Raw genomic sequence first — 22,623 nt, 5'->3', positions numbered from 1 at the left:
AAGCTCCGGGACAGAGGTGGGTATTCTTTGCATACTAATCCGTAGCCACTATAACCGTAAATCTGACCAAAGCATTGCACCGGGTCAAATTGAGCAAAATCAAGCTATCCCAGCGACAGAAAGACTCCCATCAGCACCGGCGAAAGGAAAGACAGCAGAAAGCCGGAAGCGATGGCCACCGGCACGCAGGCCAGGCCACCACTACTGCGAATTACCGGCAGTGTGAAATCCATGGCGGTGGCTCCGCCGTAGCCGATGGCCATGGCTGGCCGGGTATGGATTACCAACGGTATCAGGGCGAGGGCAATAATTTCCCGCAGCACATCGTTCAGGAAAGCGACGCCGCCCCAGGCGGGTCCCAGGGCATCGCCAATGACAATGCCTGAAAGTGAATACCAGCCAAACCCGGAGGCCAGGGCCAAAGACTGATGCCAGGGGATATCCAGTACCGGCACCAGAGCCAGCCCCGCCACCAGGGAGCTAACCACCAGAGCCAGTGCAATCCCCAGCCCCTGGCGGTTCATCAGCAGTTTGCGCAATGACAGGCCGGCATTGCGTAACTGAAGCCCTATAAGGAACAGCAACAACATCAGCGCCCAGGTGGCCACGTCGTCCACCATCGGCAGTTCCGGGAACAGGAAATACCCGAGCAGAGCACCGACAAGCACGGACAAAAGCGGTTTGAGGCCTGCCAGAAACAAGCGGCCATAACCGGGCCTGGAACCGGTTTCAGCCGCCTCCGTGTGCATGGGCTGCCAACGGTGAAACAGCCACAGGCCCGCCATGTTCGCCACCAGCAGGACCAGCACCAGCCCCGCTACCTGGGCAGCCATGGTACCCAGTTGGCCCAATAGCCCTTCCATCTGTCCCAGCCCCAATCCCAACAGGGCCAGGATGAAATACACCAGGCCCTCCACCGAATAGTGAATCACGGTCATCAACTGACGATTGGAGAGGGCAATGGCAAAGCCCAGAAATAACGGGGCCAGGATCAGGAGCGCACCGGTCAGCATGAAAACCTCGGACGAAGACAGGGATAAAGAGCAGAACAGCTAGGGATAAAAACGGTGCAGTTCAGTGAAGACACTCACCAGAACGGTCCTGTACCAGCACCCAGGGGGCAATGACGACTGCCCAGAGTTCCGCATTGCGGTCGTACCAGGCGCGCGCGAGGTCCGGTGCCACCTCGCCCACCTGCCCACCGGACATCCAGTGCTCAAACTGCGCCTTGTTGTCCGCCGCCAACTGGGCCGCCACATTCAGCAGGTCCAGCTCTGGCGCCACTCGCACCACCTGGCCCCGGGCATAATAGGTTTGCAGCTCATGCCAGTGAATGCGGGAGGTCTCCAGGTTGAGTTTGGCCTTGATTTCTTCCGGCGACTGGGGGGATGACATGACAACCTCGGTGATCAGTTCATTTGCGGGGCGCCAGCCTACCCTAAAACCGACGACGACGCATCCGGTTCAACGCTCCGGGTTGTCGGCCACCAGACGCCGGATATCATCGGCCAGAGTCATGGGATCAAAGGGTTTCGGAATGACACCAATGGCGCCCAGCAACCGGTATTCCTCAATTTCCGAGGGCTGTAAACGAGCGGTCATAAAGATAACCGGAATATTCAGCCCCTCCGGGCGCTGCTGCAAGGCTTTCAGAGTCTGAGGCCCATCCATACCCGGCATCATCACATCCAGTAAAACCAGATCCGGTCCAAATTCCTCAATGCGCGATAAGGCTTCCTGACCAGAGGCACACAGGCAGACGTCGAAGCCGCCCACATCCACCAGTGCCAGCTCAGCCACACTGCGAATGTCCTCATCATCTTCAACGTAAAGCACGCGATCAACTTGTTGGCTCACGAGGGCTTTAACTCCTCTGATTGTGTCTCATCCAGGCCCAGCCGTCGCAGTAAACGCTGGCATTCTTCGCCGGCTTTCGCCCCCGCCGCTTCCAGAGAGGCCGCCCGCATCAGCAGCCGGTCTTCACGGGTACAGTCAGAACCAAGCGAATGCACTGCCCCAATCAATTCCCTCAAACCAAGTGGCAGATGCCAGTGAATTTTCAGTCGGTTTCCAAACGGTGCGGACCATTCCCGAAACAGGGCTTCAAACGCGGCCTCCTCGACCTCGCCACCCAGCGCCACGTATTCATCCAGCACTTTGACCAGGGCCATCTCACCAAGGCGACTGAGCAAGCCAGCCTGCTGGAACAGCATCGGCTGCTTTTTGAGTCTCAGCGCCAGAGCCTGGGCGGATTTTGCGACACTGAGCGCCTGGCCATAATAGACGTCAGCCCGGGCGCGCAACGGCGGATGCTGGATATTCCGCGAGACATCCAGAGACAATGCCAGCGCCTGGTTTAACGCCATCGCAACCCCGATCGAACTGATCGCGTCCCGGACTGTATCCAGAGGTTCACCCGTACGGCGAAAGGAGGTGCTGTTGGCCACATCCAGCAGGCGCAGCGTCAGCGCTGGGTGATCCCGCCACCGTTCTGCAAGTTGCGAAGCAGAAAGCTCTTCCTGACGCCGGTATAAATCCAGAATCTCAGCAGCATCCAGATCGGACGGCAACTGCGTGATGTTCTCCAGAGCATCAGCCAGATAACTCGAGACCGCGGGCAACCGGGCGGGTGTGTCAGAAAGAAGCTCCGTGAGTCTTTGATGCAGGACACGAACGTCCAGAGGCTTGGTGATATAGCCATTGATGCCGTAATGGGCGGCCTTCAATACGGAGTCCCGATCGGCCCGGGCCGAGACGATCACAACGGGCATGGTCGCTTTAGCTGAACGAACCCTGCGAACCAGTTCCAGCCCCGAACCATCCGGCAGGTTCCAGTCCGCAATAATCAGATCGAAATCGTCATCGTCAACAAACCGGAAGGCCTCGGACAGCCGGCTCGCCACCGTCACCCGCATGCCTGGACGGAGTCCCGCCACTACGGTCTCCAGCAGTTCCGAGAAGAGATCATCGTCTTCAAGCACCAATGCTTTCAAGGCATTCTCCGCAACATGATTGACCTACGCGTTATCGGTATACAACGTAACGCCATTGCGGCCGTTTCGTTTCCGCTCATAGAGTGCCTTGTCAGCCGCCTCGATGATTTGATCACCGGCAGAAAAATCATTGATTTTTGCGACCCCCGCGCTGAACGTCACGTGGAACACGTCGTCTTCACTGGAAAACTCCAGTTCAGAAAAGCTCTCAAGAATACCGGACATCAGTCGCAGGGCTGCTGACGGCTCACAATGCGGCAGTACCACAAGAAATTCTTCACCACCGTAGCGACCGATGGCATCGGATTCCCTCAGCCGGTTGCGCAAAAGATTGGCCAGAGTCCGGATGACGACATCACCCTGTGCATGCCCCCAGGTGTCATTCACCTGCTTGAAATGATCAATGTCCAGCAGTACCGCAACAGAGCTGTAATCGCCCCGGGTGCAACGCTGACGCTCCCTTTCCACTTCCTGTTTGATTACCGAGTGCTTCAGCAGTCGCGTCAGACTATCGCGGTTCATCAGCTCAGACAGCTGCCGAGCCCGATGACAGCGCATCTGGACGGCCCGGATGAGGTAATCATCGGAAATCGGTTTGACCAGGAACTCATCGGCACCGCCGGACAGCGCCCGAAGCTGGCGCTCCGGATCATCTTCGGAAGACAAATAAACAATCGGCAGGCTCAACCAGCGAGCATGGAAGCGGATCATCCGAGCCAGAACTACGCCAGAATGCGCGCCTAGCTCAATATCCATCAGCAACAGCTCAGGCTCGAACGCATAAAGTTCTGACAGCAGCGTCAAAGGGTCCGATACGGCATGGGCCTCAATACCGGCAGAATTGAGCACCAGGCAATAGTGCTCGGCCAGTTCCCGGTCGTCGTCGACGATCATCACGCGGCCCTTGGTGCCGGCGGCCAGTTCCTGAACCAGGGTTTCCAGCCGCTCCACCAGCTCGGGCAAATCCACCGGCGCCGACATGAACGCACGTGCCCCGTGCTGGGCAACATGATAGCGACGATCGAAGTTTTCGGCCTGTCCGATGCAAACAACCGGCACCGGTGGCTGATAGGCGCCGCGGGGATGGGCCTCCAACCAACGAGCCACACTTTCAATACTGGCATCGCTGCAGAGCACGGCTGCGGCATTACCAGGATCAGTACCTGAGGCCTTCACCACGCCTTCCCGGCTCTCTATCGTCTCGACAGAAAACCCGTATTTCTGCAATTCATCCGGCAAGGACTCCAGTTGATCCGTGGCGTCAAGAACCACGATCAGCCGAACCTGCATGCCATGGGAGACCAGCTCTTCATCGGCTTGCGCCGACCGCTCCCGCTCCGTGGACAACGGGTTATCCAGGTCGGCGATGCCAATCAGGAGTTCGAGCTGGTCGGCGACGTTTTCATCAACGGGAAGAAAATCGAACTGGGCGTCGGATCCCTTCGCCAACGCTTTCTGCTCCCGCTTGAGACGTTTTTCGAGATCTCGTGCAAATTCTCCAAGGGAGGGGAAACCAAACGTGCCTGCAGATCCCGCCAACTTATGAAGTCTCTGACGACAGTCATTAAGTGCCAGTTCATCAACATGACCTTTCCTAACCTGGTCAGCAAAGCCTGAAAGGTACGCCAACTCGCCCCTCAATCGCTCGATAAAACGCAGTTTCAAAACGTTCAGGCGATCACTGATGTAATCTTGCTGCTGGTTATCCAAAAAAACTCCCCGAATCCTGGTTTTTCCGACTCTGGAAATACTCTAAGCTCTATGTAACCACGTTTTTCCGCTCTCGACCACGCCACTAAGGATTACCGTTGAGATCCCCATCGTTAGGTATACGCGTTACCCTGATTACGATCTCCAGCAGTATTGCGACCATGGCAGCCGTGTTGTTTTTTGCCTACAACGGGCTGGTAAGGGATTTCGAGAACGTTCTGACCCAAAGGCAGCTGCTGGAAACCGACTCGGCTGCGCGCATCGTGGACCAACAACTTCAGATTCGCCTGGAGGCCCTGAAGGCCTTCTCGGCTTTTCTCACAGACGGCGACAACCTGCGCCCTCTGCCTGAGTTGAAAGAGCTTCTCGGGCGCCAACCCAGTCTTGAACGCTATTTCGAAGGCGGTCTGCTCATTTTTGATGACAAGGGTGTCGCCATTGCAGAGAACCGTTTTGTGCCCAGACGAATCGGCACCAACTACTCAGACCGCCCGCATTTCCGGGAAGCCCTGACCAGCCGACAAGCGGTGATCAGCCGCCCCATTATCGGCCGTACCACCGGATTGCCGCTGTTGTCTTTTCTGGCTCCCATTGTCAGTGACGACGGCGATCTGCTGGGCTTGGCGGGCGGCAGCATCAACCTGGCTGAATCCGGCATCATTCCCGACTCCTTGAGTGAAAAAAGCAACGCCATCTTCAAGGTGCTCGATACCGGGCATTTCACTCAGGTGGATTCGCTGACCCCCGGCGCTCCGATGCCTGAGCTACCCCCACCCGGCGAGAACCTGATTATCGACGCAGCGCTGTCTGGCGTCACATCGGGTGTCGTGACCGACAAATCCGGTAAACGCTGGATTTATGCGACCCGTCATCTGGAGCGTGTCGGCTGGTTGTTTCTGCGCGCAGAGCCCTATGAAGGCGTGACCGGCCCGGCCAGGGCCTCATTTGAAAACTTTCTGCTGCTCAGCGTACTGGCTGCACTGATTCTGGCCACCGCAGCCTGGCTACTCGGGCGCACTGCCACCCGGCCCCTGGAACACATGTCCACGCGGATAAGGGCCATGGTGGATGGCGCATCGGATACCCGCCACTTGAAGCCCAAGGGGCCACCGGAAACCCGCAATCTCGCGCTGGCCTTCAACCGGCTGATGGAGGAACGGGAAGCTCTGGACCAGATGAAAGACCAGTTTGTGGCCACCGTGAGTCATGAATTGAGAACGCCTCTGACCTCAATCAACGGCTCTTTGAAACTGCTGGACCGGGAGGCGGCCGGCGAGCTTCCGGAAAAGGCCCGGAAAATGGTGCAAGTAGCGCTGCGCAACGGCGAACAACTGCAGCTGCTGATTTCAGATCTGCTGGATTTCAATAAAGCCATCGCCGGAAAAATGATGTTGCAGATTGGCACAATCCAGGTCAGTGAAGCCCTGGAGCAGGCCATTGAAGGCAATCGCTCAATGGCCACCCATTATGGTGTCTCTTTGAGCGCAGTCCCGGCCCCTGAACCGTTGGTGGTCCGAGCCGACCCCCAGCGACTGCGACAGATACTGGACAACTTTATCAGCAACGCCATCAAGTTCTCACCTACTGGTGCCGCCGTTCAGCTGTCCGCCCGAGCGGTTAATCAGAACACCATCCGATTCATCGTTTCGGACCACGGCCCGGGGGTGGATGAGCAGTTTATCCCACATCTGTTCGAGCGGTTTGCACAAGCCAACCCATCCTCAAAACAGGCACAGTCCGGCACTGGCCTGGGGCTGGCCATTTGCCGTGAGCTGGCCCATCTGATGCACGGCCAGGTGGGCTACTATTACCAGCAAGGGGCCCATTTCTGGCTCGACATCCCCCGCCAGGAGACCTCAAGGGAGCCTGATCATGAAGTCACCTGAGTACCCACCCGAAGAACCACAACGGCTCTCCGCCCTGGAGGCGACAAAGCTGCTCGACACTCCCCCGGAGGAGCGCTTCGATCGGGTAACAAGGCTTGCCGCCGAGGCGTTCGATGTGCCGATTGCGTTGGTGTCACTGGTCGACCGGGAACGCCAGTGGTTCAAGTCCTGCTATGGCCTGGGAGTCCGGGAAACCGGTCGTGACATTTCGTTCTGCGGCCATGCCATCCTGAAATCCGAGGCTTTCGTGGTTTCCGACGCACTGGCCGATGAGCGGTTCTCCGACAACCCCCTGGTCACAGGAGAACCCCATATCCGTTTCTATGCGGGCGCGCCGCTGGAAGACCGCTCGGGCTTTCGCATTGGCACCCTATGCATTATCGACAAAAAACCTCGAGGCTTTTCGAACCGGGACGAGAAAACACTCAGAGACCTGGCCGATATCATCGAACGCGAACTCCAGTTTCAGGAGCTGGGCAACTACTACAGTGAGCGCACCCGGGCACTGAATGCACTGAACGAAATCGTTCTGGAAGTGAAAGGCAACCTTGATACCGCCATTCCGCTAGCGCTCAACAAGGCCAACCATTTCCTGGGGACAGAAACGGCCATTGTCAGCGAAATCAATGGTGGCGCCTACACCGTACTCTGGCACCATGCGCGCCGAAACAAGGCGCTTGAGAACGGACTCACCTTGCCCGTTGAGCAAACCTACTGCTCCATTCTTCTCGAGCGGGGTGACGTGCTCGCCATCAACCACATGGGGCGCTCGCGATTTCAGGACCACCCCTGCTACGCCGAGTTTGGTCTGGAAAGCTACCTGGCCGCGCCAATCTGGATAGATGACACACTGTTCGGAACCCTGAACTTTTCATCCTCCATACCGCGCAAACCACCGTTTACCGAAACGGAAAAGATGTTTGTAAACCTGCTGGCCCGCTGGGTCGCCGACGCCATTCACCAGTCCCGGCAGGCCGAGACCCTGGAAAAACTCGTCAGCAACGCCCCGGGAATGCTCTACCAGTACCGCCTCTGGCCAGACGGTCACAGCACTTTTCCCTACACCAGCCAAGGTATCCAGCAGATCTACAACATCAGCGCCGAAGCTGCGGCAAACGATGCCGGCCCAGTCTTCGGCGTCATCCACCCTGAAGACCTTCCACAGGTTGCTGAGAGCATTCAAGAGTCCGCAGACAACTTGAGCCGTTGGCACCAGCGTTATCGAATTCAGTGGCAAGGCCAGAACTGGCACTGGGTCGAGGGGCAGGCCAACCCCGAAAAACTGCCGGATGGCAGCATTCTCTGGCACGGCTATATCGTAGACATCAACGAGCGATACGAAGCCGAACAGATGAAGAACCAGTTCATCTCCACCGTCAGCCACGAACTGCGCACTCCCCTCACTTCGATTTCCGGGTCCCTGGGGCTGATTTTGGGTGGTATTACGGGGAACATCGACGAAAAAAGCCGGCACATGCTCTCCATCGCAAAGCGCAACGCCGACCATCTGAAACTGCTGATAGACGACCTCCTGGACATCGAAAAACTGATTGCGGGCAATATGCCCATGGCGCCTGAGGAGCAAGGCATTGGAACGTGCGTGACCGCCGCCATTGAAGAAATCCAGCCCTTTGCCAAACAGCGTCAGGTGCGCATCACACTGCGGGACGGCTCGCCGGGGCTCACGGCGCTGTTTGACAGCATTCGGCTGAAACAGGCTATCACCAACCTGTTGTCAAACGCCGTCAAGTTCTCACATGAGCGCAGCGAAGTCCTCGTCGATATTGAATCGTCAGAATCGACGGTGCGCATCTTGGTGAAAGACCAGGGGATCGGCGTACCTGAGAGCTTCCGATCCAGGATCTTTCAGAAGTTCGCGCAGGCAGATGGCTCTGTTACCCGCGGACAAGGCGGGACCGGCCTTGGACTGGCAATCACCAGAGAAATCATGACGAAGATGGGTGGCAGTGTCGGGTTCAACTCGGCCGAGCGGCAGGGTTCCACCTTTTGGCTGGAGTTACCCTTAACATGAGCTTGCGTTGACATGAGCACACAAAAACAAGAACAAGCTTTTTTCGGCCTGGTCTGGCTTGCTCGATTGACGGTTTGCCTGCTGACGGTCGGGCTCGCGCTGGCGATCGACTCAACCGCAACGGAACGACACCGGGCTGATGTGCGGGCGAACTGGCAAGAGAAGGTAGATGATCTGGGGCTGCGTCTGCGCGCCACCATTCTGCAAAACACACAGACAGTATGGGGTCTCGCCGCAAACGTTGCGGTCCAACCCGACATCGGCGAAGAGCGATTTCAGCGGCTGGCTTCCGTCATCTTCAAACTGGCACCAGAACTGCTGAATATCGGTTTGGCCCCCGGATTTGTCATAAAACACATCTACCCTCTGGATGGAAATGAGGCTGCCCTCGGGCTCGACCTTCAGGCTCAGAGTTTGTCAAGAGATCAAATGGCCCTGCTACTGGAAAGCCGGCGAGCAGTCTTCAGCGGCCCTATTAATCTGGTACAGGGAGGCCAGGGCCTGGCCGCGCGTATTCCCATTTTCGAGAACGACACGGGACGGGTTTGGGGGGTTATCTCCGCCATTCTGGATCTGAATCGACTTTACACCGCGATTGGGCTGGACAGCCTCCCTCCCGAGGTGGTCTTTGCGCTCTCAACGACAGGCTCCGGCAACATAGATGAAGGCTTGTTTTTCGGTGAGCCCGATGCAGCCTGGCAAGCGCCCGTGTCAACAACCATGGCCATGCCGGGATTTTCCTGGAAGCTCTACGCTCAGCCAGCGGATGGATGGCCGGATCATCCGGACTCTCCGTGGCTGCTGCGTAGTCTGCTCGGGCTGGTCACTCTGATCATCATTGCCGGCACACTCTGGATAACGACACTCATCCTCCGTGATCGCCAGATGCAACTCCGATTCTGGGGCCTGTTTGAACTCGCCCCGTTCGGCATCGCCCTCTATGACGCGATCTCAGGGGAGTTGCTACAGGCCAACCCGGGCTTCACCCGAATACTGGACTCGAAAGCCAAGAACATCGGGTATTTCGACGATGTGCGCAGCCTTTCCGGCGATCAACAACGCAGCGAACCTTCAATATCCAACCGCCTGGCAAGCCAGGTTCGCTTCACCGGAGTTGAAGGCTTCTTCCCAATGGCAGATGGGACTCTCCAGCCGCTCATGCTCCACGGTTTGCGCCTGGACCTCCAGGGAAAAGAGTCCGTTATCTGGATCATCGTCGAGGACATTTCCCAACGAAAAGAGGCGGAACGATTAAAGAACGAGTTTATCTCGACCGTCAGTCATGAACTCAGAACCCCCCTCACCTCCATTTCCGGGGCGCTGTCGCTGTTAACGACCAATGCTGGCGGAGAGCTTTCAGGAAAAGCACAACAATTGCTGAAGATCGCCCAAAGAAACAGCGATCAGCTGGGTTTTCTGATCAATGACCTGCTGGACATCGAGAAACTGATTGCGGGCAAGATGGATTTCAATGTGGTCGAATTTCCTGTGTCTGAGGCGATCACCGAAAGTCTGGAAAACATCCAGAACTATGCCACCGAAAAAAACATCACTCTCAACGCTCAAGAACTTTCAGCATCCACGGTTAAGGCGGACAAACAAAGGTTGGCACAGGCACTCAACAACATCCTGTCAAACGCGATCAAGTTCTCACCGGTCAACGGCCAGATTCGTATCTGGACAAAACCGCATGGCCAAGGGCTTCGAATCTACGTGCAGGACGAGGGACCTGGTATCGCTCCGGAATTCAGAGAGCGCATGTTCCAGAAGTTCTCCCAGGCCGACAGTTCGGATCGACGCAGCAAGGGTGGCACTGGCCTTGGCCTGGCCATCACCAAAGAGCTGATGGCCAGGATGGAGGGCGACGTCGACTTCACGTCAGAAGCTGGCCAGGGAGCCACCTTCTGGCTGGAAGTCCCGGCCGCCTAGGCGTTTTTCAGCATCTCCCGCACCACGTAATGCAGGATACCACCATGCTGGAAATACACTGCCTCGTTGGCAGTATCAATCCGTGACTTCAGCTCGCAGGTTTCGGTAGAGCCATCCTTGTATTTCACCGTCATGGTCAGGGTCTGGCCCGGCTTGATCTCGCCAGACAGTCCCTGAATGCTGATCGTTTCCTCCCCGGTGAGTTTCAGGCTCTTGCGATCAGTCCCCTCCGGGAATTGCAGCGGCATCACCCCCATGCCGATCAGGTTGGAACGGTGAATACGCTCATAGGATTCCGCCACCACGGCTTTCACGCCCAGCAGGCGAGTACCCTTGGCGGCCCAGTCGCGGCTGGAGCCGGTGCCGTATTCCTTGCCGGCAATCACCACCAGTGGCGTGCCTTGCTCCTGGTACTTCATGGCGGCATCGTAGATGGCCATTTGTTCCCCGGTGGGCACAAATTTGGTGAAGCCGCCTTCCACGCCGTCGAGCATTTCATTGCGTATGCGCACGTTGGCAAAGGTGCCGCGCATCATCACCTCGTGGTTGCCCCGGCGGGAGCCGTAGGAGTTGAAGTCTTTTGGTTTTACACCATGTTCCTGCAGGTATTTGCCCGCCGGTGTATCCGGCTTGAAGGAGCCGGCCGGCGAAATATGGTCGGTGGTCACCGAGTCTCCCAACAGGGCCAGGATGTTGGCATCCGTTATGTCATCGATGGCCTCGGGCTGCTCACCCATGCCTTCGAAGAAGGGCGGATGCTGGATGTAGGTGGATTTGTCACTCCACTCATACACCTTGCTTTCCGGCACCTTGATGGATTTCCAGATGTCGTCGCCCTCGAAGACCTCGCCGTATTCCTTGCGGAACATGTCGGTCTTGACCTTCTCGACCGCTTCCGCGATCTCGGCCTGGCTTGGCCACAGGTCTTTCAGGTACACCGGGTTGCCATCCTGGTCTGCGCCCAGAGGATCCTTGGTAAGGTCCACCCGTACGTTGCCAGCCAAAGCATAGGCAACGACCAGTGGGGGCGAGGCCAGCCAGTTGGTTTTCACCAGCGGATGCACCCGGCCCTCGAAATTGCGGTTACCGGACAACACCGAGGCCACGGTGAGATCCCCATCAGTAATGGCTTTCTCGACTTCATCCGGCAGCGGGCCGGAGTTACCGATACAGGTGGTGCAGCCATAACCCACCAGGTTGAAACCCAGTTGGTTCATGTCATCCTGAAGGCCGGCCACTTTGAGGTAGTCGGTCACCACCTTGGAGCCCGGCGCCAGTGAGGTTTTGACCCAGGGTTTGGTTTTCAGACCCTTGGCCACGGCCTTTTTGGCAATCAGGCCAGCCGCCATCATCACGCTGGGGTTGGATGTATTGGTACAGGAGGTAATCGCCGCAATCACCACCGCGCCTGGGTCCAGCCGGGTAGATTCACCATTCATGTGAAGTGGCTGACTGGCGGGGTGTTCGAAATAGGCGCTCTGAGCACCGACCGCTGTACCACCCCCTTCCGATTCCAGCTTGGCCTCACGGCTTTCTGCCGGGCCTTCCGACGTTTCCATCAGCAACTCAAACGACGCTTTCATGTTGGTGAGGGCGACCCGGTCCTGGGGCCGCTTCGGGCCGGCAAGGCTGGCTTCCACTTCACCCATGTCCAGCTCCAGGGTGTCGGTGTATACCGGCTCATGACCGGGTTCCCGCCACAATCCCTGGGCTTTGGCGTAGTTTTCAACCAGTTCCAGCAGTGCTTCATCCCGCCCGGTCAGGCGCATGTAGTTGATGGTTTGTTCATCCACCGGGAAGAAACCACAGGTAGCACCGTATTCCGGCGCCATATTGGCAATGGTGGCACGGTCGGCCACTGGCATGTCTTTCAGGCCGTCCCCATAGAACTCCACAAACTTGCCCACCACGCCTTTCTTGCGCAGCATTTCCGTGACGGTCAGCACCAGGTCGGTCGCCGTGATGCCCTCCCTCAGCTTGCCGGTGATCTTGAAACCGATCACCTCCGGAATCAGCATGGAGACCGGCTGGCCAAGCATGGCGGCTTCCGCTTCGATACCGCCCACGCCCCAGCCGAGTATGCCCAGACCGTTGATCATGGTGGTGTGGGAATCGGTGCCCACCAGCGTGTCCGGGTAGGCGATGGTTTTACCGTCCACCTCCTTCTGCCACACCGTTTTACCCAGATATTCCAGATTCACCTGATGGCAGATGCCGGTGCCCGGCGGCACCACCCGGAAGTTGTCAAAGGCCTGCTGGCCCCAGCGCAGGAATTCGTAACGTTCCTGGTTACGCTCCATCTCGATGGCGACGTTTTCCTTGAAGGCAGACGGGTTACCATACTTGTCCACCATGACCGAGTGGTCGATGACCAGATCCACGGGCGATAACGGGTTGATCAGGGCGGGATCTTTACCCGCGTTCTTCACGGCCTCGCGCATGGCGGCAAGGTCCACTACCCCGGGCACCCCGGTGAAATCCTGCATCAGAACCCGGGCCGGACGGAACTGGATTTCGGTATCCGAGCCCCGGTCTTTCAACCATTGCACCATGGCATCAATGTGGGAGCGGTCGACCGTGGTGTCATCTTCGTTGCGCAGCAGGTTCTCCATCAGCACTTTCAGGGAGAACGGCAGGCGGCTGAGATCGCCCAGGGTGTTTGCTGCCTTGGGCAGGCTGTAGTAGTGGTAGGTCTTGCCACCCGCGCTCAGGGTGGAGAGGGTATTCAGGCTGTCTTTACTCAGGGATGAACTCGACATGTGATGCCTCCTCTTCGGAAATCTCCTTTAACTATTGCATCGAATGGCGAGAGTTCAACTGCAGTCCCGTGAATGTTCCGCATTACCCCGGTGAATACTGTCAGTATCATCCGTAACCTGGCGTATACAAGTTAAACAAAAAGACGATACTTGAGCCATTCCCGTACTGATACCGTATACACCTTAGCTTTCCCCGACTTTTACAGGAATCTCGCTTGCTGGCGCTTGATCATTTCTTTGTTCTGAATCCCGAGGCTGACAAACTGGTGTCGGGCCAATACGACTATGGCCTGGTGATGTTGTCGTTGCTGATCGCTGTGGGCGCTTCCTACCTGGGGCTAACCCTGGCTGCCGCTGCGCGCCGCAGCAACACCCTCTACATGCAGCGCCTCCATCTGCTCAGTGGTTCAGCCGCTTTGGGCTTTGGCATCTGGTCCATGCATTTTATTGGCATGCTGGCCTTTGAAATGCCCACCCATGTGCACTATCACCCCTGGATTACCGCGCTTTCCGCCGCTCCGAGCCTGTTTGCCTCCTGGGTCGCGCTCAGCCTCCTGGCCCGGCACGACCTGACCGGGCAGCGACTGATCGGTGGTGGCGTGGTGGTCGGGGCCGGCATCGGTGCCATGCACTATCTGGGCATGGCCGCTATGGAGATCGGGCCGGCACTTCGCTACGACCCAACGTTATTCGCACTGTCGATTGTGGTGGCGGTGATGCTAGGCACCCTGGCGCTGTGGATCAGCTTCGGACTGCGCCACAGAACGCGCCTGCGCGGGTACAAGCGCCGTTTACTCGCCGGTACCGTGATGGGGCTGGCCATCGCCGGCATGCATTACACTGCGATGGAAGCCGCCCGGTTTATCGGCCAGCCCGCCCCGGATTTTCTGCCCGGGAGCAACAGCCACACCATTCTGGCACTGACCATTGCATTCGTAACGGTAACGCTCAGCCTGCTCGCCTCCGGGGTCAACGCGGTAGCCCGTTATCGCGACCTGATGAGGCGCAGTCAGGAAACCGCCAGCGAACTGCGCACCATTGTCGATGCCGCCGTAGATGGCATTATCAAAATTTCCGATCGGGGCATTGTGCTCTCCTTTAACGAATCGGCAGAACGCATTTTCGGTTACCGAGCCGATGAAGTCGTGGGCAAGAATATCAACATGCTGATGCCCAACCCTCATCGGGACGCCCACGACGGCTATCTGAAAAACTACCTGCGTACCGGGAAACGCAAAATCATCGGTTCCGGCCGGGAAGTCTGGGCTTTGCATAAAGACGGCCACCAGATTCCGGTTCGGCTAGGCATTGGGGAATCCCGGCTGGGTGGCATCAGCACTTTCGTAGGCTTCATCACTGACATTTCCGAACGCCATCGAATGGAAACCGATCTGCGCCGGGCGAAAGAGGAAGCTGAGCAGGCTGCCGCCGCCAAAAGTGCGTTTCTGGCCAACATGAGCCATGAAATCCGCACCCCGATGAACGCCATTATCGGCTTCACCGACCTGGTACTGAACACACCGCTGGATGAAACTCAAGCACGGCATCTTGGCGTGGTGAAAACCTCGGCCCGGTCTCTGCTTAACCTGCTCAACGATATTCTGGACACCGCCAAACTGGACAGCGGTCATACCGAACTCGAACTGCAAGATTTCAACCTGCGCCGCCTCTGTGACCAGGTGATTGCCACCCAATCCCTGAATGCCGCGCGCAAAGGGCTGTATCTGACACTGGATTACCAGGCCGGAGAATACTATCAGGGCGATCCCTTGCGCATTCAGCAAGTGGTGCTGAATCTGTTAAGCAATGCCGTAAAATTCACCCAGACAGGCGGCGTCACCCTGCAGGTGCGGGAACCGGCTGCGCGCAAGGTCGTTATCCGGGTTGAGGATACCGGCATTGGCATTTCTGCCGATCGCATCGACAGGATTTTCGAACCGTTTACCCAGGCCGATTCCAGCATGACCCGTCGCTTTGGTGGCACTGGCCTGGGCACGACCATTGCCCGACAACTGGTGGAACTGATGGGTGGCACCATCAGCGTGACCAGCAGCTCGGGCGAGGGCTCGGTTTTCCAGGTAGAACTGCCCCTACCTACCGGCCTGGCCGTGGACGAGGATACGCTGGCAGACCAGGAAATCGCGCTGCCACCCTTGCGCATTCTGGTTGCCGATGATGTGCCACAAAACCTGGAACTGCTGAGAACTTTGCTGCTTCACCGCAAACATGACGTCACCACGGCCGCCAACGGCCAAGAAGCGGTCGACCTCTACCGTAACCAGGCCTTCGATCTGATTCTGATGGACGTGCAGATGCCCGGCATGAATGGTCACGAAGCCACCCGGGCCATTCGGCAACAAGAGGCCGCCGCCCAACGCCGCTACACACCCGTGATCGCCCTGACCGCCAGCGTGCTGGAAGACGACCGCAGGCAGGCCCTGGAGGCGGGCATGGACGGCTTCGCCATCAAACCACTCAATCTGCCGGAACTCACCGGCGAAATGGCCCGGGTGCTGGGTATTGAGACCACCGAAACCAGCAACGCCGGCCATCGCGACGATGACAGCGTGCTGGATGCCACCACAGTCAAGCAGCTCTGGCCGGATGCCCGAAAACACCAACAGGCAGCCAAACGCCTGTTGCAGGCACCCGAGAACCAGCCCCGCGCCATCCGTCTCAGCTCCGACAACCCGGCGGCAGACGCCCACCGGGTTCGCGGCATTGCCGGTAATCTGGGGTTCCGACAGCTGGCGGCAACCCTCGCCAATCTGGAAACCCGGCTGAAATCGGAAAAACCGGTGCCGGAGGCCCTGTGGCAGGAGCTCCAGAACGATTTTGATCGGGCACGCCAGTGGCTGACCGAACAAGCAGCAGACTCTGAAACGCGCGCCGCAAGCTGGACTGAACCGGATGCCATAGACTCAAAAACGCTGGCACAAGTGATCGAACGCCTGAGCCAGGGCGAGATTCCGGAGCGTGCTATCGAACAACTGAAGCCAGGACTGCCCACGGAGATCGCCGATGCTATGAACGAGGCTCTCGATGACTTCGAACCGGAAAAAGCTGCCGAACTTTTGATGACCTTTCGCAACACCATGGAGGCCTCGCAATGCTGACAGACACCAAGACCCTGTTGCTGGTGGACGACGAGCCCGCCAACCTTCAGGTACTGCGTAACATACTTTCCGACCAATACCGGTTACTGTTCGCCAAAGATGGCGAGCGGGCGCTGGAACTGGCACGCAGCGAGAAACCGGATCTTGTTCTACTGGATGTGATGATGCCGGGCCTGTGCGGTTACGAGGTGTGCAAAACCCTGAAAGCAGACCCGGATATCCACACTATTCCGGTTATCTTCGTTACTGCATTGTCGGACGCAGATGACGAGGCCCAGGGCTTTGAACTGGGCGCGGTGGACTATATAACCAAACCCGTGAATGCGGCGATAGTCCGGGCCAGGGTGAAAAACCATCTGTCGCTGGTGCGTATGGACGAGCTGATAGAGACCCGGCTGGCCGTTGTTCAGCGGCTTGGGCGAGCGGCAGAATACAAGGACAACGAAACCGGCCTGCACGTTATCCGCATGAGCCATTTCTCGCAGTTGATTGCACTGGAGGCGGGGCTCGGCGAAGCCTGGTCTGACACCCTGCTCAATGCCGCCCCGATGCACGATATCGGCAAAATCGGCATTCCGGACGCCATTCTCCAGAAACCTGGCAAGCTGGAGCCGGATGAGTGGGTCATCATGCAACGCCACGCGGAAATCGGGGCGGAGATCATCGGTGAAGACGGCTCAGATCTGCTCAACATGGCGCGGGAAGTGGCCATGAATCACCACGAGAAATGGGACGGCAGCGGCTACCCGAAAGGCCTGAAAGGAACCGCCATTCCCATCTCTGCCCGGATCGTGGCCCTGGCCGATGTCTTCGACGCTCTCACCAGCGAGCGCCCTTACAAGAAAGCATGGCCGATAGAACAGGCAACGGATTTGATTCGCGAGCAAAGCGGCAAGCATTTCGACCCGGAACTGGTCGGAGCCTTCTTCCGCTGCCTGCCGGCGATACTTGAGGTGCGCCAGCGTTGGCAGGAATCCTGATCGCGTCACAGGCGAGCGCGGCCATGTCCGCCTCTCAACTGTGAACACAGCGGGTGCGGCTCGGGTCGAGTTCTGTCATGATTGGCGGCTGATTTCTGACGGATCAGGAACTGTCTCACGTGAAGCACGATTGTCATTACCATCCGGGCGACCCTGCCAAGTGGCATTGTGGCGAATGCCAGATGCACTACTGCAGCCGTTGTATGCCGGATGCCGATACCCGCCAGCGTCGGGGGCTTTGTCCCCGCTGCAGTAAAGCCATGCGTTATCTGGGCGCAGCCACCGAAGTGGTGCCCTTCTGGCAGCGGGTCGGGGCCTTTTTCCGTTACCCCTTCCACACCGATCCGCTGATTGTCATCGCCATCTGCACTCTGGTTCCTGTGGTGGCGCCGGCCAACTTTATTGGACTGATCATCTGGCTGGCGCTGGCGCTGGCGCTGTTCAAGTACACCTATGCGGTGATCAATCACACCGCTGAAGGCCATCTGAAACCGCCAGCGGTGTCGGTGGCGTTTACCGGCAGCGGTTTTGACATTGTGGTGCTGCAACTGCTGGTGTTTGTGCTGATGGGTGGCCTGGTAGGCGCCGCCGCCATGCTGGGCGGGCCGATACTGATGATGCTTGCGGTGGCGTTTGTAGTGCTGGCACTACCGGCCAGCATCATGGTACTGGCCATGGAGCGCTCGGTCGGCGCAGCTGTAAACCCCATGAACCTGGCGGTGCTGATCTCGCGCATCGGCACGCCCTACTTCCTACTTTACGGATACCTGATTCTGCTCACCCTGGCTTCCGGCGCGGCGCAGGATTTTGCCGTGAACCATTTCCCCATGTGGGTGGCCCAACCCCTGGCCGGTTTCCTGAACAGCACCTTTACCCTGATCCTGTTTCACATGCTGGGTTACCTGCTGTTCCAGTATCAGGAAGAACTCGGCTTTGCCTCAGACCTTCAGGACGAGATTTCGGAAACCGACCAACACCAGCGGGATCGCAGCAGCCGGTTTGATGCCGATCTGGATATGAACCTGAAAGACGGCAACTACGACCGTGTGCAGAGCATGCTCAAGGAAGCCCTCAAACGGGACCGGACCAACCCTACCCGCATCGGCCAGCTCTACCAGTTGCTGACCGCCCGCAATAATGCCGAAGAGCTGTACCGCTACCACCCCAGGATTATGGCCTGGCTGGCCCAACGGCATGATGGAGACGGGTTGAATCAACTGTTACAGACGCTGCAGATGGTGGAGCCGAAATTCCAGCTGGACGACCCGGAACTGGCGGTGCAATGCGCCGGCACCCTGTACCATCGGGGCCACCATAAAGCGGCTATCCGTTTGCTGCAGGATTTCCACAAACGCTTCCCGGACAGCGATCAGCTGGCACCGGCCTATCTGATTGTGGCCCAGGCCCTCGCCAATGGCCTGCAGCAGTGGGAAAAAGCCAGTGCGTTCCTGTCGTTCATCAAGAAGCGCTGCGTGAACCATCCGGCCCACGAGCACATTGATGTCTGGCTGGAACAAGCGGCGAACCAGCAACCGTTGAAAGGTCCGAAAGCAAGCTTTCAGGTTTCAGACTGAGGGCGTGCCTGCCACGCCTCAGCCGTGCAGCTGCAACAGCTGCCGGTAATGGCGCGCTTTCGGCTCCATTTGCAGTTTCTCGAACTCCGCCACCAGAAGCCGGCAGGCTTCGTTCACCATGTCCGGTTCGGCTTTGGCTCGCATGCGCTCAAACGCCTTCTCCGCGGCTTTGAAATCATGGCGTTTCAGGCTGGCGAACAGCACACGATTGTGCGCCTCCGGTGCCAACGGATGATAGGCCTCGCCCTTGCTCAGATACTCCTGCCAGACATCCACCATCTGTTCCGGCTGCCGCCGGGCGATGGCATCGGCCATCATTTCTTCGGCACGCATCCGGTAGCTGTCCAGGTCCGGCCTTAATTTAGCCAGTTGATACAGGTGCTCGAGCAGCACGGGCCGTTCCGGATAACGCTCCCGCAACGCCTCGAACTGGCGCCGGGCCAGGTCGAACTCCATGCGGCCAAGGCTGGCCATGGCCTGGCCGTAGGCCTTGGTGAACTGTTCGTCCTGTTCTTCCTGCTCCGGCTCAAAGAACTCTTCTTTCACCTGCAGCCAGCTCTGGCCCAGCAACCACACCAGCCCGGCACCGGCCGCCAGGCCACCGGCGTGGGCCATGTAGGCAATACCGGTGGCACCGGCAAACCAGTAGTCATAGATTTCCTTGCCCAGCCAGACCGGCAGCATGGCGATAGCGGGCGCCCGGAAATAGTTGAAGTAAACGCCCAGGAAGTAGAAGAAGCGGATGCGCTGCAGCCCGTATATGGCGACGTACATGCCCATCAACCCGGAAATGGAGCCGGATGCGCCCACCAGCGGTACCTGACTGCCCATGGAAAAGGCGGTAAAAACCAGTCCGGACAGAGCACCACACACCAGATAAGCCACCAGAAAGCGCCCCGGGCCCAGCGCTTTTTCCACGGTAAAACCCAGCAGGAACAGGAACAGCAGGTTACCGATGATATGGCCCCAGCCGCCGTGCAGGAACTGGTAGGTAATGAGCGTGTACAGCGAGAGCTCTGCCGGCACCAGTCCCAACTGATAGGCACTCATCCGGCTGATCCACTGTTGCTCAATCGCCGAGCGCTGCTCCAGCCAAAGGTTGCGCTGGGCCGGGGCCCAGATCAGGTCCCGGTTCTGCTGCAGATACTGGTAAAACTCACGATCCAGCAGCAGCGTCACCGCCTGCCAGAGTTCCTCCTCATTTTCCTGAAGCTGCTGGAACTCCTGCAACTCCAGAACCCGTTGCTGGTTGCCTTCGAACTGGATTTCCCGCTGCAGGTAGTCCTCATAGGCGGGGGCCTCCAGGGCCAGCAGATCGCTCTCCAGATAGTCTTCCAGTGCGGCTTCGAACTTGCGGTCGTCTCCGCCCTGGTAGAACAGAAACACCAGCAAACAGGCCATGATCAGGCCCAGGGTTACCCAGGGCGGGCGTTTCCAGTTAACGGCATTCTCGGCAGGAATAATCAGCATGGGCGGTCACAATTCATCATAATCTGTCCCTGAAAAGCTGCTTTTTACCACAGCGGGGCCTTCTTTTCCCGGTGTAATCACACAGTCACACAAATGCCATTCAATCGGTAGCTATAGAACCCGGGTGGCTATCGACCATTCGCCAATTGCCGTTATGGCCTCTGACATCAATAGTGAAGGGGACATAACAAAAAACGCCGGGCACTCGACTCGAGGAAGCAGCAAATGACCGTACTCGTTCTGGACAACCCCGATATGCTGGCCAAGGCCGCCCTGGCCTTCGCCGGCGCCAACGGGCAACTGTCGGCCGACGCCGACCGTCCCCACCGTACCCGATTCCACTACGGTTTCAACAAACACACCCTGGATGCCCAGGATATCGACATGCTCAAGCGGCACGCGGCTTATATCAAAGGGCACCCCGGCATGCGGGTCCGGATTCACGGCCACGCCGACAATTTTGGCTCTGCCGAATACAACCGTTTTCTGGCCCGGCTCAGGGCCAATGCTGTGGCCCGGCTACTGATTCAGGAAGGCGTGTCGCAATCGGCCATCCTGCTTGCCACCTGGGGCTCCGATCGCCCGCTGACCCGGCCGGAAGATCACGCTGCCAACCGGCGGGTGGAACTGGAATACCTGAGCCTGGATATCGCCCAGGCACTGTAATCGCCAGAAACACAAACGGGGCCTCGCGGCCCCGTTCTTCAATGGCTGGACACCTTCTCAGCCATAAACCTGCCAGACGTTCCAGAACAGCAGCAAGGCCGCAACCAGAATCGCCAGCCAGGTCAGCAGGATACCGATCATGCGCGCCTTGTGTGGCCCGCCCTTGCCATTGATCATGCCCCAGGCGTGGAGAATGCGGCCCACCACCAGCGCCATTCCGGTCCAGTAAATCAGCGAACTGGAAACGCCATTGAGCTCGGCAATGGCGAGCATGATCAACCCCAGCGGTGCGTATTCCACAAGATTGGCGTGGGCGCGCACGGCAGCCTCGAATTCCGGGTCATCATTAACCCCAAGGCCCTTGCGGTATTTCAACCGGTACTTGACCACCTGAGCCGACAACACCAGCAACAACAGGCCGGTGACAGCCGCGAAAACAGCAGTGACAGGTACGATCATGTCAGCCCTTCTTGATCTTGTTGACGATGGCCAGCAGCAATACGGCGCCTACCGTTGCGGTCACCAGGCGGCCAATGGCGCCGTGGGCCGACAGCTGCAACAGGCCAAACAGGAAGCCGCCGATAAACGAGCCGACAATCCCGATACCAATGTTGGCCAGCACGCCAAAGCCCTTGCCCTTCATGATCAGTCCGGCCAGCCAGCCGGCCAGACCACCAATGATCAGAAACCAGATCAGGTTCATTGTGTCACTCCCCAGATGTCCAGAATCAGCGTCAGTTTCGTCCGAAAGACTGCCCTGTTTTCACTGGCTGTTCAAGCAGTTCCGTGGGTAAGTGCGAGGTCAGTAATGGCCTCTTCCATTTGCTGGCGACAACGGTGCATCAGTTCAGGAATGTCTGAACTGGTCATGCCCTGTGTTTCGACGGGTGGCAGGATCCGCAAAGGGACAGGCTCCCGTCGTCCGGTCCAGCCTCTGGATTTGCCATGGTATTCGCCGGCACACACCATGGTGATGGGCGCACCAGCGGCAACGGCCATATGAAACGCACCTTTCTTGAAGCTACCCAGGCCACGGCCACGACTGCGGGTTCCCTCCGGAAACACCCAGATGCTCTTGCGCTCCCGGTTGATGGCGTCGCTGGTAGCTTGCATGGTGGCCACCGCTTTGGTGGAACGGCCACGATTCAGGATGATATTGCCTCCCAGCCAGAATACCTGCCCGAAGAATGGCACCCACACCAGTGAAGATTTACCAACCGCCACACCACGAGGCGGTAGCAAATCACCCATCACAAACAGGTCATCGTTCTGCTGGTGATTGGCGATAATCACGGTCGGCCGATCCTTGGGCATGTTTTCAGCGCCATAGAGGGGACGTTTCATACCCAGGATACATCGGCCGATTCTGGCCACGACCCAGCCCAGAATGCGGTTATTGTCGGGGTTAAAAGGGCGTAAGAGGTAGAGCACCATCATGACCAGGCATACGACAGGAACACTGAGCCAGGCCAGGATTTTTCGAACTAGTGACATTCTGTTTGATCCGA

At 58.1% G+C, this 22,623-nt stretch carries 17 protein-coding genes; 7 read left to right on the top strand and 10 right to left on the bottom strand.

From position 1 onward, the window contains the following. Positions 1–104: 104 nt before the first annotated feature. The 5 genes from JIF53_RS13450 to JIF53_RS13430 all read right to left on the bottom strand — a co-directional run bounded on the left by JIF53_RS13450 (position 105) and on the right by JIF53_RS13430 (position 4,703). Entirely contained in the window at positions 105–1,013 is a 909-nt protein-coding gene (locus JIF53_RS13450; protein ID WP_153740281.1) for a lysine exporter LysO family protein, read from the bottom strand. A 61-nt stretch (positions 1,014–1,074) separates the two neighbouring features. Continuing rightward, the gene (locus JIF53_RS13445; RefSeq protein ID WP_153740282.1) at positions 1,075–1,395 is read right to left on the bottom strand and encodes a DUF2288 domain-containing protein; all 321 of its coding nucleotides are present in this window, start codon (positions 1,393–1,395) and stop codon (positions 1,075–1,077) included. Positions 1,396–1,464: 69 nt separating this feature from the next. Continuing rightward, positions 1,465–1,857: a response regulator gene (locus JIF53_RS13440; RefSeq protein ID WP_023009447.1), complete on the bottom strand. Its 393-nt coding sequence runs from the start codon at positions 1,855–1,857 to the stop codon at positions 1,465–1,467. Next, positions 1,854–2,993: a response regulator gene (locus JIF53_RS13435; RefSeq protein ID WP_153740283.1), complete on the bottom strand. Its 1,140-nt coding sequence runs from the start codon at positions 2,991–2,993 to the stop codon at positions 1,854–1,856. Before JIF53_RS13435 ends, JIF53_RS13440 begins: the two co-directional genes overlap by 4 nt. 24 nt (positions 2,994–3,017) lie before the next feature. Further along, positions 3,018–4,703, bottom strand: a complete 1,686-nt coding sequence (locus tag JIF53_RS13430; protein WP_153740284.1) for a diguanylate cyclase — start codon at positions 4,701–4,703, stop codon at positions 3,018–3,020. 98 nt (positions 4,704–4,801) lie between these two features. On the opposite strand from JIF53_RS13430, the gene JIF53_RS13425 reads away from it, so the two are divergent. From JIF53_RS13425 to JIF53_RS13415, 3 genes are read left to right on the top strand one after another with little or no spacing between them, the layout of a single operon-like run. Continuing rightward, positions 4,802–6,589: an ATP-binding protein gene (locus JIF53_RS13425; RefSeq protein WP_153740285.1), complete on the top strand. Its 1,788-nt coding sequence runs from the start codon at positions 4,802–4,804 to the stop codon at positions 6,587–6,589. Next, a complete protein-coding gene (locus tag JIF53_RS13420) occupies positions 6,576–8,621 on the top strand; it encodes a GAF domain-containing protein (RefSeq protein WP_199452841.1) in 2,046 nt (681 codons plus the stop codon). The genes JIF53_RS13425 and JIF53_RS13420 overlap by 14 nt, the downstream gene beginning before the upstream one ends. 12 nt (positions 8,622–8,633) lie before the next feature. Beyond that, positions 8,634–10,550 carry an ATP-binding protein gene (locus JIF53_RS13415; RefSeq protein ID WP_199452839.1) on the top strand — a complete coding sequence of 639 codons (1,917 nt, stop codon included), beginning with the start codon at positions 8,634–8,636 and terminating at the stop codon, positions 10,548–10,550. Here JIF53_RS13415 and acnA read toward each other — a convergent pair. Further along, a complete protein-coding gene (gene acnA, locus JIF53_RS13410; RefSeq protein ID WP_199452837.1) occupies positions 10,547–13,309 on the bottom strand; it encodes an aconitate hydratase AcnA in 2,763 nt (920 codons plus the stop codon). The two genes, JIF53_RS13415 and acnA, sit on opposite strands and share 4 nt — an antisense overlap. A gap of 215 nt (positions 13,310–13,524) precedes the next feature. On the opposite strand from acnA, the gene JIF53_RS13405 reads away from it, so the two are divergent. The 3 genes from JIF53_RS13405 to JIF53_RS13395 all read left to right on the top strand — a co-directional run bounded on the left by JIF53_RS13405 (position 13,525) and on the right by JIF53_RS13395 (position 18,979). Further along, positions 13,525–16,425 (top strand): MHYT domain-containing protein, encoded by a 2,901-nt coding sequence (locus tag JIF53_RS13405; RefSeq protein WP_199452836.1) that lies wholly within the window; start codon positions 13,525–13,527, stop codon positions 16,423–16,425. Beyond that, positions 16,419–17,405: a response regulator gene (locus JIF53_RS13400; protein ID WP_199452834.1), complete on the top strand. Its 987-nt coding sequence runs from the start codon at positions 16,419–16,421 to the stop codon at positions 17,403–17,405. Before JIF53_RS13405 ends, JIF53_RS13400 begins: the two co-directional genes overlap by 7 nt. 119 nt (positions 17,406–17,524) lie before the next feature. Continuing rightward, the gene (locus JIF53_RS13395) at positions 17,525–18,979 is read left to right on the top strand and encodes a hypothetical protein (protein WP_199452832.1); all 1,455 of its coding nucleotides are present in this window, start codon (positions 17,525–17,527) and stop codon (positions 18,977–18,979) included. Positions 18,980–18,997: 18 nt separating this feature from the next. Here the strand turns inward: JIF53_RS13395 and JIF53_RS13390 are convergent, their stop codons facing one another. Beyond that, positions 18,998–20,449, bottom strand: coding sequence for a rhomboid family intramembrane serine protease (locus JIF53_RS13390; RefSeq protein ID WP_199452830.1), 1,452 nt, complete (start codon positions 20,447–20,449; stop codon positions 18,998–19,000). 225 nt (positions 20,450–20,674) lie between these two features. Here JIF53_RS13390 and JIF53_RS13385 point away from each other — a divergent pair, with 225 nt between their 5' ends. Continuing rightward, positions 20,675–21,115 (top strand): OmpA family protein, encoded by a 441-nt coding sequence (locus tag JIF53_RS13385; protein ID WP_199452828.1) that lies wholly within the window; start codon positions 20,675–20,677, stop codon positions 21,113–21,115. A 57-nt stretch (positions 21,116–21,172) separates the two neighbouring features. Here the strand turns inward: JIF53_RS13385 and JIF53_RS13380 are convergent, their stop codons facing one another. The 3 genes from JIF53_RS13380 to JIF53_RS13370 all read right to left on the bottom strand — a co-directional run bounded on the left by JIF53_RS13380 (position 21,173) and on the right by JIF53_RS13370 (position 22,609). Next, a complete protein-coding gene (locus tag JIF53_RS13380) occupies positions 21,173–21,574 on the bottom strand; it encodes an MAPEG family protein (RefSeq protein WP_199452826.1) in 402 nt (133 codons plus the stop codon). A gap of 1 nt (position 21,575) precedes the next feature. Next, positions 21,576–21,818, bottom strand: a complete 243-nt coding sequence (locus JIF53_RS13375) for a GlsB/YeaQ/YmgE family stress response membrane protein (RefSeq protein WP_011787088.1) — start codon at positions 21,816–21,818, stop codon at positions 21,576–21,578. A gap of 71 nt (positions 21,819–21,889) precedes the next feature. Next, on the bottom strand, positions 21,890–22,609 hold the full coding sequence (locus JIF53_RS13370) for a lysophospholipid acyltransferase family protein (RefSeq protein WP_199452824.1): 720 nt from the start codon (positions 22,607–22,609) through the stop codon (positions 21,890–21,892). Between the last annotated feature and the right edge of the window lie 14 nt (positions 22,610–22,623).

This window comes from Marinobacter sp. bablab_jr008 (assembly GCF_016464145.1).
Classification (GTDB): Bacteria; Pseudomonadota; Gammaproteobacteria; order Pseudomonadales; family Oleiphilaceae; genus Marinobacter; species Marinobacter nauticus.
The sequence above is the reverse complement of the archived record's forward strand: the minus strand, read 5'-3'. Positions and strand labels throughout refer to the sequence as shown.

Excerpts from the sequence above, each read along its gene's own strand:
- JIF53_RS13370 (WP_199452824.1), bottom strand. The coding sequence starts at position 22,609 with ATGTCACTAGTTCGAAAAATCCTGGCCTGGCTCAGTGTTCCTGTCGTA.
- JIF53_RS13415 (WP_199452839.1), top strand. The coding sequence starts at position 8,634 with ATGAGCACACAAAAACAAGAACAAGCTTTTTTCGGCCTGGTCTGGCTT.
- JIF53_RS13385 (WP_199452828.1), top strand. The coding sequence starts at position 20,675 with ATGACCGTACTCGTTCTGGACAACCCCGATATGCTGGCCAAGGCCGCC.
- JIF53_RS13375 (WP_011787088.1), bottom strand. The coding sequence starts at position 21,818 with ATGAACCTGATCTGGTTTCTGATCATTGGTGGTCTGGCCGGCTGGCTG.
- JIF53_RS13450 (WP_153740281.1), bottom strand. The coding sequence starts at position 1,013 with ATGCTGACCGGTGCGCTCCTGATCCTGGCCCCGTTATTTCTGGGCTTT.
- JIF53_RS13420 (WP_199452841.1), top strand. The coding sequence starts at position 6,576 with ATGAAGTCACCTGAGTACCCACCCGAAGAACCACAACGGCTCTCCGCC.
- JIF53_RS13380 (WP_199452826.1), bottom strand. The coding sequence starts at position 21,574 with ATGATCGTACCTGTCACTGCTGTTTTCGCGGCTGTCACCGGCCTGTTG.
- JIF53_RS13390 (WP_199452830.1), bottom strand. The coding sequence starts at position 20,449 with ATGCTGATTATTCCTGCCGAGAATGCCGTTAACTGGAAACGCCCGCCC.
- JIF53_RS13445 (WP_153740282.1), bottom strand. The coding sequence starts at position 1,395 with ATGTCATCCCCCCAGTCGCCGGAAGAAATCAAGGCCAAACTCAACCTG.
- JIF53_RS13400 (WP_199452834.1), top strand. The coding sequence starts at position 16,419 with ATGCTGACAGACACCAAGACCCTGTTGCTGGTGGACGACGAGCCCGCC.
- acnA (WP_199452837.1), bottom strand. The coding sequence starts at position 13,309 with ATGTCGAGTTCATCCCTGAGTAAAGACAGCCTGAATACCCTCTCCACC.